Below are 14914 nucleotides of genomic sequence, written 5' to 3'. Positions count from 1 at the left end.
AGGGTCAGCGCCCCTGGTGGACCTTCTCGGCCGAGGCGGCCTCGACCGAGGCCACCGCCTCCGCCGCCGCGGCGGCCATCGCGGCCCGGCTGCGGCGGGCCGTGCGCAGTGCGTCCCAGGTGAGGAGCGTCAGGGCGAGCCAGACGAGCGAGAAGCCCGCCCACCGCTCCGGCGGCATCGCCTCGTGGAAGTACAGGACCCCGAGGAGGAACTGGAAGGTCGGCGCCAGGTACTGGAGCAGTCCGAGCGTCGACAGCGGTACGCGGATGGCGGCCGCCCCGAAGCAGACCAGCGGCACCGCCGTGACGATGCCGGTGGAGACGAGCAGGGCCGCGTGCCCGGCGCCCCCGGAGCCGAAGGCCAGCGTGCCCTGGGTGCCGAGCCAGACCAGGTAGCCGAGGGCCGGCAGGAACTGGACGGCGGTCTCGGCGGCGAGCGACTCCAGTCCGCCGAGGTTGAGCTTCTTCTTCACGAGTCCGTAGACCGCGAAGGAGGAGGCGAGGGTGAGCGAGATCCACGGCGGCTGCCCGTACCCGATCGCGAGGACCAGGACGGCCGCGAAGCCGACGCCGACCGCCGCCCACTGCGCCGGGCGCAGCCGCTCCTTGAGGACGAGGACGCCGAGCGCGATGGTGACGAGCGGGTTGATGAAGTAGCCGAGGGAGGCCTCGACGACCCGGCCGGTGTTGACCGACCAGATGTAGAGGCCCCAGTTCACGCTGATGACGGCGGCGGCGACGGTGATCAGCGCGAGCTTGCGCGGGCTGCGCACGAGCTCCGGTATCCAGCCCCAGCGGCGGAGCGCGAGCAGCGCGATGCCGACGAAGACGAGCGACCAGACCATCCGGTGGGCGAGGATCTCGACGGCCCCGGCGGGCTTGAGGAGCGGCCAGAAGAGCGGGACCAGTCCCCACATGCCGTAGGCGCCGATCCCGTAGAGCAGTCCTGCTCGTCCCTCGTTCTCCGTCTTCGTCTCCACCGGACCTCCTGCCCTGCCCTGCCCCGCGCCACGCTGTCCTGTCGAAGGTAGCGCCGCGCGGGGGTGGTTGTCATGCCCGTATCGCCATACGGTCATGACATTTCAAGGGCGGGTTCAGGAGGCGTTCAGCGCTTCCTTGATCGTCACGGCGATCGGGGTGGTCGGGCGGCCGATCAGACGGGCCAGGTCGCCGGTCCGCAGGGCGAGCGCACCGCGCTCGACGGCCCGGTCGACGTCGACCAGGATCGCGGCGAAGGGCTCCGGGACCCCGGCGCCGGTGAGGATCGCGAGGTGCGTCTCGGCGGGGACGTTGCTGTACGTGACCTCCCGGCCGGACCGGGCGGCGACCTCGGCCGCGTACTCGGCGAGCGACCAGGCGGTGTCGCCGCTCAGCTCGTACGCCCGGTTCAGGTGCTCCTCGGCCGGGCCGGTCAGGACGGCGGCCGCGGCGGCGGCGAAGTCCGCGCGGGTGGCGGAGGCGATCCGGCCCTCGCCGGCGTTGGCGACGACGGCGCCGTGGGCCAGGACGGGGGCGAGGTTCGCGGTGTAGTTCTCGCTGTACCAGCCGTTGCGGAGGAAGGTGTACGGCAGGCCGGAGGCGAGGATCAGCCGCTCGGTCTCCTGGTGCTCGGCGGCCAGGTCGAAGTCGGCCTCCGGGCCGCCGAGGATGCTCGTGTACGCGAGCTGGGCGACGCCCGCCGCCTTCGCCGCGCCGAGCACGGCGGCGTGCTGGGGGACGCGCCGCCCGACCTCGCTGCCCGAGACGAGGAGCACCCGGTCGCCGGCCTCGAAGGCCTCCGCCAGGGTCTCCGGCCGGTCGTAGTCCGCGATCCGCAGCTCGACGCCGCGCTCCGCGAGGTCGGCGGCCTTCTCCTTGTTCCGGACGACGGCGGCGACGGGCGCGGCCGGGACGGCGGCGAGGAGGGCGTCGATGACGAGACGGCCGAGCTGTCCGGTGGCTCCGGTGACGACGATGCTCATGGTGCTTCCTTCTCCCGGGGGGTGCGGTGGGCGATGCGCTCACCGGTACTCACCGTACGACCGGCACTATCTATTCGTAAGTACCCACTTTGAAGTAAGGTACTGGTATGGGAGTAAGTGAGGAACCGAAGAGCCTGCTGGCGGACGTCGGCGGAGCGATGTGCCCGGCCCGGCTCGTCCTGGAACACGTCACCAGCCGCTGGGCCGTGCTGATCCTCATCGCGCTGCGCGAGCGCGCGTACCGCTTCAGCGAGCTGCGCCGCCGGGTCGGCGGGGTGAGCGAGAAGATGCTCACGCAGACGCTCCAGACCCTGGAGCGCGACGGCTTCGTCCACCGCGACGCCAAGCCCGTCATCCCGCCCCGCGTCGACTACAGCCTCACCGCCATGGGCGAGGAGGCCGCCCGCCAGGTCTGGGAGCTCGCCCGCTGGACCGACCGGCGGGTCCCGGAGGTCGAGGAGGCCCGCGCGCGGTACGACGAGGCCCGTCGCGAGAGCGCTACCGGTTCGTCTCAATGATGTTGTAACCGGGGCGAGTTGTCCCCACGGGTCGTACGATCTGGTCACTGTTCGGGGGAACCGTGAAGGACCGTGGGGGAACTGTGGCGTACGGGGACCGAAGACTGCTGCGTGCCTGCTGTGGCCTACTGCTGGGCGGGCTGATCGCGACCGGCTGCTCCGACGGCGGCGACGAGGGGAAGAGGCCCGACGGCGGCAAGGGCAAGGGGAGTACGAGCGCGTCGGCCGCCCCGACGACGGCGAGCCCGGCCCCGACGCCGACCGCCCTCGACTTCGTTCCCGACCCGAAGCGCGCGCCCAGGACCGAGGCCGACGCCCGGCGGATCGCCCTCGCCGTCGTCGCCGGGCCCGACGCCTGGGGCCCGGACTACGTGAAGCGCACCCCGCACCTCAGCGGCCCCGCCTACTGGCCCGTCCTCGGCGAGGACTGCGCCTGGGGGACGGGCGTTCGGCCCTCCACCGTCCTCTACAACGTCACCGCCTACAGCGAGATCCCCGCCGACGGCGCCCGCGGGACCCTCCGGGTCGCCGCCACCGTCACCGTGCACCGCAGCGAGAGCGACGCCGACTGGGAGATGGCCGGGACCCTGGAGGAGGCGCTCCGCTGCCCCGACCAGAAACTGCGCGACGGCGAACGCATCTCCCAGCTCATCTCCCTCGGCAACCCCTTCGGCGTCGGCGGGAACTTCACCGCCACCGACTCCCTGGGAGAGCGAGGCCTCTACCTCGCCGACGGTGTGAAGGGCGAGCAGTTCTACGGCTGGTACCAGTCCCGGATCGGCCAGGTCACCGTCGCCACCGTCGTCAAGGGCGCGCCCGGCTACAGCGAGGAGGAGACCAGCACCACCGTCGGCACCGTCACCGGCCAGGTCCAGGCCCTCGTCACGATGATCGAACGTGCCAAGGACGAGCTGGAGGTCCAGTCATGAGCCCCACGCCTCCCGAGCCCGAGCAGCGGCCGGAGCAGCAGCCGGAGCGGCAGCCCCGGCCCGATCCCCGGCAGCCCGCGCCCCGGCCCGAGCAGGAGTCCCGGCCCGATCCCCGGCAGCCCGCGCCCCGGCCCGAGCCGCAGCAGCCCCCGGCCGGAGCCGCACCCGTACCCCCGGCCGACGCCTCGCCCGCGCCCCCGGCCGAAACGCCGCCCGCGCCCCCGGCCGGAGCCGCACCTCCGCCCGAAGCCCCGGCGGCGCCGCCCGGGCCCCCGCGCCCGGCCCGCCCCGAGCCCGGCGCTCTCCAGCCGCTGCTCCCCTCCGACCCGTCGACGATCGCCGGCTACCGGCTCCTCGGGCGGCTCGGAGCCGGCGGCATGGGCGTCGTCTATCTGGGCCGTACGGGCAACGGCGAGCTCGCCGCCGTCAAGGTCACCCACGCCGACCAGGCCGACCAGCCCGACTTCCGCGCCCGCTTCCGCCGCGAGGTCGAGGCCGCCCGCCGGGTCTCCAGCCCCTGGGCCGTCCCCGTCACCGGCGCCGACCCGGACGCCCCCGAGCCGTGGATGGCGACCGCCTTCGTCCCCGGTCCCTCGCTCGGCGAGGCCGTCGCCGCGCACGGCCCGCTGCCGGAGCGGAGCGTCCGCCTCCTCGGCTGGTCCGTCGCCCGCGCCCTCGCCGCCGTGCACGCGGCGGGACTCGTCCACCGCGACGTGAAGCCCGGGAACGTCCTCCTCGCCGTCGACGGCCCCCGGCTCATCGACTTCGGCATCGCCCGCGCCACCGGAGAGACCGCCCTCACCGCCACCGACATGGTCGTCGGCACCCCCGGCTTCCTCGCCCCCGAGCAGGCCGAGGCCCGCACCGACGCCATCGGCCCGCCCGCCGACGTCTTCGCCCTCGGCTGCCTCCTCGCGTACGCGGCGACCGGCCGCCCGCCCTTCGGCACCGGCGCCGTCGACGCCCTCATGTACCGGACCGTCCACGACGAACCCGACCTCACCGGCGTACCCGACGGGCTGCTCGGCCTCGTCCGGGCCTGCCTCGCCAAGGACCCCGCCGCCCGGCCCACCGCCGCCGAGACCGGCGTCCGGCTCACCGAGGACACCCCCGGCGACGGCGCCGACTGGCTGCCCGCCCCGGTCGTCAGGACCATCGCCGAACGCTCGGCCCGGATGCTCGCCCTGCCCGAGATCGACGCCACGACGGCCCCCACCGCACCGGAGGGACCGGCGAAGCCCGGCCGGCGGGGATTCCTGCTGCTCGCCTCCGGCGTCGCCGCGCTCGCCGTGGGCGGCGGCGTCGCCGCCTGGGCGGGGTTCGCGGACGACGGCGACGACGGGAAGAACGGCACGAAGCCCGTCCCGCCCCGCACCACCTGGAAGATCGGCGTCCTCGCCGACCTCTCGGGACCCGCCAAGGAGATCGGGCTCGCCCAGGAGCGCGGCGCGCGCCTCGCCGTCGAGCGGTTCAACGCCCGCAAGGACAAGCCCTTCACGCTCGAACTCAAGGTCGCCGACGACCGCGGGGACCGCGCCACCGCCCTCGAAACGGCCCGGAGGCTCACCACCGACCCCGGTGTCCTCGCCGTCCTCGGCCCCACCTCCGACGGCGTCGCGCAGACCGTCCTCCCCGCCTTCGAGGAAGCCGGCCTCCCGCTGATCACGGTCTCCGCCGGGTACAACCTCCTCACCGTCCGGGACAAGGAGAGCGCACCCAACGCCACGGTGCTCCGTGCGATCCCGCACCATCCCTTCGCGGGCATGCACCTCGCCTACGCCGTCACCCTCCTGTCGGGGATCCGCAGACCGGGCGTCCTCCAGGAGCGCACCGACGACCAGTACAGCTGGCTGCTCGTCCGGGGCGTCCAGTTCGCCTTCGGCCAGGCCGGCCTGACACCCCACTTCCGGGTGGTCCCGGCGAGCGCGCGGGACTACCGCTCGATCCTCGGCGAGATGATCGACGCGGGCATGGACGCGTACGTCCACTGCGGAGTCCGGCAGACCGCCGTCCTCGCCGCCAAGGCCCTCAACGAACTCCGTTTCACCGGGCCCCGGTTCGCCGGCCAGCACGCCTTCGGGCAGGCCTTCCTGAAGGAGGCCGGTGCCGACGCCGAGGGCTGGTTCCTCGGCGCCCCCGTGCTGGACGCCGTCTCCCGGAAGGAGGCCGCCGGCTTCGTCGCCGCCTACAAGAAGCGGTTCGGGGCGGCCCCCGCTTACTACACGGGAGAGTCGTACGACGTCGTCACGATGACCGTGGCGGAGCTCGCGCGGAGAGCGAAGGCCGGGAAACCCGCCCGCAAGGGGCTCTGGGCGGCGCTGCGCAAGCAGAAGTACACGGGTGTCATGGGCGGTTACACCTTCGACGAGAACGGCGACCTCACCAACGGCGGCACCTTCGTGCACGCCGTGCAGAACGGCGCCTACAAGGTGATCGGTCCCGCTCCCGTCGCCCCCGCGAACAAGGCGAAGCAGAAGGCCTGACCGTGGAACCACTGCGCAGGGCCGACCCCTCCTCGATCGCGGGCCACCGGCTCCTCGGCCGCCTCGGCGCCGGTGGCATGGGCGTCGTCTACCTCGCCCGCTCCGGCGGCGGGTCGCTCGCCGCGCTCAAGCTCATCCGGGCCGAGCACGCCGCCGACCCCGGCTTCCGCGAGCGGTTCCGGCGCGAGGCCAGGGCCGCCGAGCGGATCACCGGCCGCTGGGTCGTCCGGGTCCTCGGCTCGGACCCGGAGGCCAGGGAGCCGTGGCTCGCCACCGAGTACGTGCCCGGGCCCTCCCTCTCCGAGGCCGTCGGCCTGCACGGCGCCCTGCCGGAGCCGACCGTCCGCGCCCTCGGCGCCCGGCTCGCGTCCGCGCTCGCCGACATGCACGGGGCCGGGCTCGTCCACCGGGACGTCAAACCGGCCAACGTCCTCCTCGCCCTCGACGGGCCGCGCCTCATCGACTTCGGCATCGCCCGCTCCACCGGGGCGACCGCGCTGACCGCCACGGACGCGATGATCGGCACCCCCGGCTTCCTCGCCCCCGAGCAGGCCAGGGCCGCCGGGGCCGGTGAGGTCGGCCCGGCCAGCGACGTCTTCTCGCTCGGCTGCGTCCTCGCGTACGCCCTGACGGGGACGCGCCCCTTCGGCACGGGCGGGGTGGCGGCCGTCGTCTACCGCACCGTCCACGAGGAGCCGGACCTCGCCGGCGTCCCCGGCACGCTGCTGCCCCTGGTCACCGCCTGCCTGGCGAAGGACCCGGCGGACCGCCCCACGGCGGCCGAGGCCGGCGCCGCGCTGGGGGAGGCCGAAGGGCCGGCGGGGGACTGGCTGCCGCCCGGCCTGCCCGCGCTGATCGCCCAGCGCTCCTCGCGGGTCCTGGACCTGCCGGTCCCCGAGCCGACGATGCTCGTGCCCGACGCGCCTCCGAAAGGCGTGTCACGGCGCGGCCTCCTGGCGGGCGGCGCGGCGGCCGTCGTCGGCGCGGGCGGCCTGGCCGCCTGGCTGCTGAGCCGCCCGCCGGCGGGCACGGGTACGGGCACCGGGACGGGCACCGGCGGCCCGCTTCCGGCCTACACGATCGGCGTGCTCACCGACCTGAGCGGCCCCACCGCACCGGCCGGCAGGGCGCAGGAGCGCGGCGCCCGGGTGGCCGTGGAGACCTTCAACGCCCGCCGGGACCGCCCCTTCGACCTGGTCCTGCGCACCGTGGACGACGGCGGGGACGCGGCCCGCGCCAAGGCGGCCGCCCGGACCCTGCTCAAGGACGAGAACCTGGTCGCCGTCCTCGGCCCGACGACCGTCCCGAGCGTCCTCTCCGCGGTGGTCGAGTTCCTCGAACGTTCCGTCCCCCTGGTGAGCGTCGTCGCCTCGGTGCCGACCGGCACCACCGTGAAGGGCCAGACCCTCAAACGCACCTACTTCGAGCCCCGCGCCGCTCCCGACTCGATGATCGTGCCCTTCGCGCGCTACCTCTCCGAGCACGGCTGCGTCCGGACCGCCCTCGTCGAGGACCGGGCCGGCGGCCGGTACACCTGGTTCGCGGCCAGGAGCATGAAGTCCACCCCGCCGTCGATGGCCAAGGGCGGGGTGGCGACCTCGTACCCGGTCGAGCAGGACAGCGAGGACTTCGCCTCCGCCGTTCGGGCGGCCCTCGCGGCCGACCCGCAGGGCGTGATGTATCTGGGCACCTCGCCGCGCCGGGCCGCGCTCTGCGCCAGGGCCCTGCGCGACCAGGGGTACGAGGGCTACCGCGGGAGCGTCGAGCACGTGCTCCGGCCGGAGTTCCTGAAGCTCGCGGGCCCGGCGGCCGAGGGCTGGTTCATCGGTACGGGCTTCGCCGACCCCGACGGTTTCCCGGCGGCGAAGGAGTTCACCGCCGCGTACCGCTCGCGCTGGGGGCTGGCCCGTACGGCCCCCGTCGAGCCGTACGCCACGGAGGCGTACGACGTGGTCAACTGGGCGGCCCAGGCGCTGGGGACGGCCGTCCGGAACCACTCCGAGTCGGAGTCGTCCGGGGTGTCGAACGACCTGCGGACGACGCAGTACCGAGGGCTCGTCAAGACGTACTCGTCGGGGAGCAGGGAGAGTGTCGCCGCGAGTCTCGTCGGGCTCTTCCTGTGGCAGGTGAAGGGCGGAGTGCCGCGGTTCCTGGGGGAGTTCGACAAGGCGGCGGTCGCGGATACGTGACGGGGGCCCGGCCCGTACGGAGGTACGGACCGGGCCCCGAGAGACGTACGGGGTGCTACCCCGCCACCGTCCAGGTGTCGTTGCCGGTGAGGAGCCGGCTCAGGTCGCCCTTGCCGTGCTGTTCCACGGCCGCGTCCAGCTGCTCCGACATCAGCGTGTCGTAGACCGGGCGGTCCACCGACCTGAACACCCCGATGGGCGTCTGGTGGAGGGTGTCCGGGTCCGCGAGCCGCGAGATCGCGAAGGCGGTGGTGGGGCTGGCCGCGTGGGCGTCGTGGACCAGGATCCGCGACTCGTTCTCGGGGGTGACCGTGACGACCCGGAGGTCGCCGGTGGCCGGGTCGCGGACGACGCCCTTGTCGAGCTCGGCGCCGAAGCGGATCGGCTGCCCGTGCTCCAGGCGGATGACGGCCTCCTTGGCCTGGTCCTTGTCCTTGAGGACCTCGAAGGCGCCGTCGTTGAAGATGTTGCAGTTCTGGTAGATCTCGACGAGGGCCGTGCCGTTGTGGTCGGCGGCCTGGCGCAGGACCTCGGTGAGGTGTTTGCGGTCGGAGTCGACCGTGCGGGCCACGAAGGAGGCCTCCGCGCCGAGTGCGAGGGACACCGGGTTGAAGGGTGCGTCGAGCGAGCCCATCGGGGTCGACTTGGTGATCTTGCCGACCTCGGAGGTGGGGCTGTACTGGCCCTTGGTCAGCCCGTAGATCCGGTTGTTGAAGAGCAGGATCTTCAGGTTGACGTTGCGGCGGAGGGCGTGGATGAGGTGGTTGCCGCCGATGGACAGGGCGTCGCCGTCGCCGGTGACGACCCAGACGGACAGGTCGCGGCGGGAGGTGGCCAGGCCGGTGGCGATGGCCGGGGCGCGGCCGTGGATGGAGTGCATCCCGTAGGTGTTCATGTAGTACGGGAAGCGGGAGGAGCAGCCGATCCCGGAGACGAAGACGATGTTCTCCTTCGCCAGGCCGAGTTCGGGCATGAAGCCCTGGACGGCGGCGAGGACCGCGTAATCACCGCAGCCGGGGCACCACCGCACCTCCTGGTCGGACTTGAAGTCCTTCATGGACTGCTGGGCCTCGGCCTTGGGCACCAGGCTCAGCAGCGTCTCCGTGGGCTCAGGCATCGATGGCCTCCTTGAGGGCGGCGGCGAGCTGCTCGGCCTTGAACGGCATGCCGTTGACCTGGGTGTGGCTGCGGGCGTCGACGAGGTACTTCGCCCGGACGAGGGTGGAGAGCTGACCGAGGTTCATCTCGGGGACGACGACCTTCTCGTACCGCTTCAGCACCTCCCCGAGGTTCTTCGGGAAGGGGTTGAGGTGGCGCAGGTGGGCCTGGGCGATCGGCTGCCCGGCGCGGCGGAGGCGGCGGACGGCGGCGGTGATCGGCCCGTAGGTGGAGCCCCAGCCGAGGACCAGGGTGCTCGCGCCGTCCGGGTCGTCGACCTCGACGTCCGGGACGTCGATGCCGTCGATCTTGGCCTGCCGGGTGCGCACCATGAACTCGTGGTTCGCGGGGTCGTAGGAGATGTTGCCGGTGCCGTCCTGTTTCTCGATGCCGCCGATGCGGTGTTCGAGGCCGGGGGTGCCGGGTACGGCCCAGGGGCGGGCCAGGGTCTCGGGGTTGCGCTTGTACGGCCAGAAGACCTCGGTGCCGTCGTCGAGCGTGTGGTTCGGCCCGGTCGCGAACTGCGTCCGCAGGTCGGGGAGTTCCTCGACGTCCGGGATGCGCCAGGGCTCGGAGCCGTTGGCGAGGTAGCCGTCCGAGAGCAGGAAGACGGGCGTGCGGTACGTGAGGGCGATCCGCGCCGCCTCCAGGGCCGCGTCGAAGCAGTCCCCGGGCGTCCTGGGGGCCACGATCGGGACCGGGGCCTCGCCGTTGCGGCCGTACATGGCCTGCAGGAGGTCGGCCTGCTCGGTCTTGGTGGGCAGGCCGGTGGACGGGCCGCCGCGCTGGATGTCGATGATCAGCAGCGGCAGCTCCAGGGAGACCGCGAGGCCGATGGTCTCCGACTTCAGGGCCACGCCGGGACCGGACGTCGTCGTCACGCCGAGCGAACCGCCGAAGGCGGCGCCGAGCGCGGCGCCGATGCCGGCGATCTCGTCCTCGGCCTGGAAGGTGCGCACGCCGAAGTTCTTGTGTCTGGACAGCTCGTGGAGGATGTCCGAGGCCGGGGTGATCGGGTACGAGCCCAGGTAGATCGGCAGGTCCGCCTGGCGGCCGGCGGCGATCAGGCCGTACGAGAGGGCCAGGTTCCCGGAGATGTTCCGGTACGTGCCGGTGGGGAAGGCCCGGGTCGCCGGGGCGACCTCGTAGGAGACGGCGAAGGACTCGGTGGTCTCGCCGAAGTTCCAGCCGGCCCGGAAGGCGGCCACGTTGGCCTCGGCGATCTGCGGCTTCTTCGCGAACTTGCTCCGCAGGAACTTCTCGGTGCCCTCGGTGGGCCGGTGGTACATCCAGGAGAGCAGCCCCAGCGCGAACATGTTCTTGCTCCGCTCGGCCTCCTTCCGGGACAGGCCGAACTCCTTGAGGGCCTCGATGGTCAGCGTCGTCAGCGGCACCGGATGCACGTGGTACGCGTCCAGCGACCCGTCCTCCAGGGGCGAGGTCGCGTAGCCGACCTTGGCCATGGCGCGCTTGGCGAACTCGTCGGTGTTGACGATGATCTCGCCGCCGCGCGGCACGTCGCCGATGTTGGCCTTGAGCGCGGCCGGGTTCATCGCGACCAGCACGTTCGGGGCGTCGCCCGGGGTCAGGATGTCGTGGTCGGCGAAGTGCAGCTGGAAGGACGAGACGCCCGGCAGGGTTCCGGCGGGTGCGCGGATCTCGGCCGGGAAGTTCGGCAGCGTGGAGAGGTCGTTCCCGAAGGACGCCGTCTCCGAGGTGAAGCGGTCACCCGTCAGCTGCATGCCGTCACCGGAGTCGCCCGCGAAGCGGATGATCACGCGGTCGAGTCGGCGTACTTCCTTCTCGGTGCCGTGGTGGGCCGTCGCCGGGGCGCTGCGCTGCTCCCCGAGCAGGGCCTCACCGGCCTCGCTACTGACCTGGCTGGTCACTGAACTGGACCTCCCTCGTGGCAAGGGGACTCTCCGCCGGAGGCGGGAGAAGGCTCGGGAGACGCCGGCCGATCACCGGTCGTCCCGTGGCCCACCCTACGACGGTAAGGGGGGCCCTCCGGGGACTTCTCGTATGGTGGACCTCTTTTTGAGACGCCCTCTTGCCCTGAATTGTCACGTTCTGTCGCCACCCGGATTGTTCCGGAAGGTCGCGTTGCGCCTCATCCTTTAGGTCTGGGACCCTCCGGCTGTCGGACGCACCGTAGCCTCCCCGATCTCACTCCGGCCTCACTCCGGCCTCGCTCCAGCCGCACTCGGCCCGGCTCGACCGAGCTCGCTATCTGACAGAGTGTCAGATTTTCAGGACTTCAGATACGTCAACACCGCGAGTACCCGCCGATGATCACCGTCACTCGGTGAGAGGCCCAGTTTCAGGAAGATGTTGCTGATGTGCTTCTCCACCGCGCCGTCGCTCACCACCAGCTGCCGCGCGATCGCCGAGTTCGTCCGGCCCTCCGCCATCAGACCGAGGACCTCCCGCTCGCGCGGGGTCAGGTTCGCCAGCACGTCCTGCTGCCGGGACCGGCCGAGCAGCTGCTGCACCACCTCGGGGTCCAGGGCCGTACCGCCCCCGGCGACCCGGACGACCGCGTCCACGAACTCGCGGACCTCCGCCACCCGGTCCTTCAGCAGATAGCCCACGCCCCGGCTCGAACCGGCCAGGAGTTCGGTGGCGTACTGCTCCTCCACGTACTGCGACAGGACCAGGACACCGAGACCCGGGTACTCCTTGCGCAGCCGCACCGCCGCCCGTACGCCCTCGTCCGTGTGCGTCGGCGGCATCCGTACGTCCGCCACCACCACGTCCGGCAGCGCGCCCTCGTCCGCGAGCCCGGCCACCAGCTTCACCAGCGCCTCGCCGTCACCCACCCCGGCGACGACCTCGTGCCCCCGGTCGGTCAGCAGCCGGGTCAGCCCCTCGCGGAGCAGCACCGAATCCTCCGCGATGACCACCCGCACCCGGTCCGTCACCTCTTGTACGACCACGTCCCGCAGCCCCCTGTTCCGAAGGTCAAAAGTCAATGAGACCCCCAGCATCGCAAAAAGCCGTCCGCCCCGGGACGAGCCCGGAGCGGACGGTGAGCGTCCGGTCTACGCACGCCAGGGCAGCTCGACGGTCACGGTCGTCGGCCCGCCGGCCGGCGAGTCCACCGCCAGTACGCCGTCGACGGCCCCGACCCGGTCGGAGAGCCCCGCCAGACTCCGCCCCGCCGCCGCCTCCGCACCGCCGACACCGTCGTCCCGCACCTGGAGCATCAGCCGGTCGCCCGTCCGCCACACGTCCACCCAGGCGCGCCGGGCCCGGGCGTGCTTCGAGACGTTCTGGAGGAGCTCCGAGACCGTGAAGTACGCGATGCCCTCGATCGCCGCGACCGGCCGGGCCGGCAGGTCCACGTCCACCGACACCGGGACCGCGCACCGGGAGGCCACCGACGAGAGCGCCGCGTCCAGGCCCCGGTCCGTGAGGACGGCCGGGTGGATGCCCCGGGCCAGGTCCCGCAGCTCCTGGAGCGCGACCTTCACCTCGCCGTGCGCCTCGTCGACCATCGCCGCCGCGGCCTTCGGGTCCTCCGCCAGCTTCTCCTTCGCGAGCCCCAGATCCATCGCGAGCGAGGCCAGCCGCGCCTGCGGGCCGTCGTGCAGGTCCCGCTCGATGCGCCGCAGATCCGCCGCGGCCGTGTCCACCACCACGCCCCGGTCCGACTCCAGCTCCGTCACGCGGGAGGCCAGCCGCGAGGGACCGAGCAGCCCGGCGACGAGGAAGCGGTCGACGGCGACGACCCCGCGCAGCACCCACGGCCCGACCAGGACGAACAGCAGGCCGATCGCGCTGGTGACCCCGATCTCGAAGGGCGAGTCGAGGTAGAGGTCGTGCGTCCCGTCCCCGTACAGCTGGATGCCGTCCTGGCCCACGTACGCCGGGAAGGTCCACTTCCACAGCGGGTACGTGAAGAGGGCCCAGCCCCAGGCCCACAGCGCCACCGTCACGGTGAAGCCGAAGATCGCCCACGGCATGTGCAGGACCGCGTACAGCAGGTGGCGCCACGACGCCCCGTTCTTCAGCATCGCGCCCATCCAGGACAAGGCCCCGCCGGTCTTGCCGCGCACCGGCTCCGGCGCCTTCACATGGAGGTCGAGGAGTGCCCGCGCCCGGGCCCGCTCGACCGCGCCGAAGCCCCGGCACATCGCGAGCGCACCGGCCAGGATCGGCACCCCGAGGAAGGTGATGAGCAGCCCGGCGCCGGCCGAGACGAAGGCGATGGAGAGCGCGAACCAGCAGACGCTGAGCGGCAGCCCGATCAGCACGTAGCCGAGCGCACGCCAGGTGCGGGCCTCGAACGGCGCGCGGATCGCGGCGGGGAGTCGGGGGGAGTCCATCGCGGTCGTCCTTGTCTGCTGGGGGCTGTGGTGTGACGTCTTCCAGGGTTCCGTCCCGCCGCGCCCCGGACCATGAGGGGAGTGGGCGTCTCGGGCGGGGGGTTTTCCCTACCTGGTGCCTGCTGGGACCCGGCCTCAGGCGGACCCGTGACTCAGGAAGCCGGCCGGGGGCGCCACGGCAGCTCCGCCGTGACCGTCGTCGGACCGCCCTCGGGGGAGTCGACGACGAGGAGCCCGTCCACCGCCCCGAGCCGCTCCGTCAGACCCGCGAGCCCCGTCCCGCCGTCGAGCCGCGCCCCGCCGGCGCCGTCGTCGCGCACCTGGAGCATCAGCCGGTCCTCCACCCGCCACACGTCCACGGACGCGGTCCGGGCCCGGGCGTGCTTCGAGACGTTCTGGAGGAGCTCCGAGACCGTGAAGTAGGCGATGCCCTCGATCGCCTCGGCCGGCCGCTCCGCCAGGTCCACCGACACCTTCACCGGGACCGTGCAGCGCGCGGACACCGAGGAGAGCGCGGCGCTGAGCCCCCGGTCCGTGAGGACGGCCGGGTGGATGCCCCGGGCCAGGTCCCGCAGCTCCTGGAGCGCGAGCTTCACCTCGCCGTGGGCCTCGTCGACCATCGCCGCGGCACCCTCCGGGTCCTCCAGGAGCTTCTCCTTCGCGAGACCGAGGCCCATCGCGAGGGCGACGAGCCGGGCCTGCGCTCCGTCGTGCAGATCGCGCTCGATGCGCCGCAGGTCCGCCGCGGCCGTGTCCACGACCACGCCCCGGTCCGACTCCAGCTCGGCGATCCGCCGCTCCAGCTCGTCGGAGGGCGAGAGCAGACCGCGGACCATGCCCCGGTCGCCGTTGGACAGACCGCGGGAGATGAAGGGCAGGACGGGCCAGAGGATCAGGAGCGAGACCAGGGTGACGGTGAACGTCACGATGCCCCAGGGCAGCCGGATCAGCCCGTACAGCTGCGTCCGCCAGGCCACCGGGTCCTTCAGCGAGGACCAGAGCCAGCCGAAGAAGCCGTGGCCCTTCGGCATCCGGGACGGCTCCGGGATCCGTACCTCGAGCAGCGAGCGGGCCCGCGCCCGCTCCGACCGGCCGATCCAGCGCGCGCCGCCGAGCCCGAGGGCGAGCAGCGGCAGCCCGATCACCGTGACGGAGAGGCTCACGCCGACCAGGACGGTCACGACCGCGTAGACGAAACCGGCCAGGGCCGTGAAGAGATTGGAGAGGAGGAAGGCGATCTCCTTCCAGGTCTCCTTGCCGTAGGCGGATCGCACGGGCGGACGGGGGGCGGCGGTGGATTCATGATCGGCGCTCATGGTCCCCAGACTGCCGGTCGCGGAGCGCACGAC

At 72.9% G+C, this 14914-nt stretch carries 11 protein-coding genes; 4 read left to right on the top strand and 7 right to left on the bottom strand.

Going from position 1 to position 14914, the window contains the following annotated elements; all coding sequences use genetic code 11:
- Nucleotides 1–4: 4 nt before the first annotated feature.
- Nucleotides 5–916, bottom strand: coding sequence for an EamA family transporter RarD (rarD, locus tag DEJ46_RS16315; RefSeq protein WP_411757825.1), 912 nt, complete (start codon nucleotides 914–916; stop codon nucleotides 5–7).
- A 177-nt stretch (nucleotides 917–1093) separates the two neighbouring features.
- On the bottom strand, nucleotides 1094–1960 hold the full coding sequence (locus DEJ46_RS16310; protein WP_150267194.1) for an NmrA family NAD(P)-binding protein: 867 nt from the start codon (nucleotides 1958–1960) through the stop codon (nucleotides 1094–1096).
- Between the two features lie 107 nt (nucleotides 1961–2067).
- Between DEJ46_RS16310 and DEJ46_RS16305 the strand changes: the two genes are divergently transcribed.
- The 4 genes from DEJ46_RS16305 to DEJ46_RS16290 all read left to right on the top strand — a co-directional run bounded on the left by DEJ46_RS16305 (nucleotide 2068) and on the right by DEJ46_RS16290 (nucleotide 8079).
- Nucleotides 2068–2478, top strand: coding sequence for a winged helix-turn-helix transcriptional regulator (locus DEJ46_RS16305; RefSeq protein WP_150267193.1), 411 nt, complete (start codon nucleotides 2068–2070; stop codon nucleotides 2476–2478).
- 83 nt (nucleotides 2479–2561) lie between these two features.
- Nucleotides 2562–3407, top strand: a complete 846-nt coding sequence (locus tag DEJ46_RS16300; protein WP_150267191.1) for a hypothetical protein — start codon at nucleotides 2562–2564, stop codon at nucleotides 3405–3407.
- Nucleotides 3404–5890 (top strand): protein kinase domain-containing protein, encoded by a 2487-nt coding sequence (locus DEJ46_RS16295; protein ID WP_223834675.1) that lies wholly within the window; start codon nucleotides 3404–3406, stop codon nucleotides 5888–5890. Before DEJ46_RS16300 ends, DEJ46_RS16295 begins: the two co-directional genes overlap by 4 nt.
- A 2-nt stretch (nucleotides 5891–5892) precedes the next feature.
- Complete coding sequence (locus DEJ46_RS16290) at nucleotides 5893–8079, top strand: bifunctional serine/threonine-protein kinase/ABC transporter substrate-binding protein (protein ID WP_150267189.1); 2187 nt, start codon at nucleotides 5893–5895, stop codon at nucleotides 8077–8079.
- 55 nt (nucleotides 8080–8134) lie between these two features.
- Here DEJ46_RS16290 and DEJ46_RS16285 read toward each other — a convergent pair whose 3' ends face one another.
- The 5 genes from DEJ46_RS16285 to DEJ46_RS16265 all read right to left on the bottom strand — a co-directional run bounded on the left by DEJ46_RS16285 (nucleotide 8135) and on the right by DEJ46_RS16265 (nucleotide 14881).
- Nucleotides 8135–9196, bottom strand: coding sequence for a 2-oxoacid:ferredoxin oxidoreductase subunit beta (locus DEJ46_RS16285; protein WP_150267187.1), 1062 nt, complete (start codon nucleotides 9194–9196; stop codon nucleotides 8135–8137).
- The gene (locus tag DEJ46_RS16280) at nucleotides 9189–11126 is read right to left on the bottom strand and encodes a 2-oxoacid:acceptor oxidoreductase subunit alpha (protein ID WP_150267185.1); all 1938 of its coding nucleotides are present in this window, start codon (nucleotides 11124–11126) and stop codon (nucleotides 9189–9191) included. Before DEJ46_RS16280 ends, DEJ46_RS16285 begins: the two co-directional genes overlap by 8 nt.
- 360 nt (nucleotides 11127–11486) lie before the next feature.
- Nucleotides 11487–12146 (bottom strand): response regulator transcription factor, encoded by a 660-nt coding sequence (locus tag DEJ46_RS16275; protein ID WP_056652441.1) that lies wholly within the window; start codon nucleotides 12144–12146, stop codon nucleotides 11487–11489.
- Nucleotides 12147–12278: 132 nt separating this feature from the next.
- Nucleotides 12279–13565 carry a sensor histidine kinase gene (locus tag DEJ46_RS16270; protein WP_150267184.1) on the bottom strand — a complete coding sequence of 429 codons (1287 nt, stop codon included), beginning with the start codon at nucleotides 13563–13565 and terminating at the stop codon, nucleotides 12279–12281.
- A 152-nt stretch (nucleotides 13566–13717) separates the two neighbouring features.
- Nucleotides 13718–14881, bottom strand: coding sequence for a sensor histidine kinase (locus DEJ46_RS16265; RefSeq protein ID WP_150267182.1), 1164 nt, complete (start codon nucleotides 14879–14881; stop codon nucleotides 13718–13720).
- Nucleotides 14882–14914: the final 33 nt, after the last annotated feature.

Source organism: Streptomyces venezuelae, from assembly GCF_008642375.1.
GTDB classification, from domain to species: Bacteria; Actinomycetota; Actinomycetes; order Streptomycetales; family Streptomycetaceae; genus Streptomyces; species Streptomyces venezuelae_G.
Note: the sequence above shows the minus strand (reverse complement) of the source record. Positions and strands in the feature narration are given on the sequence as shown.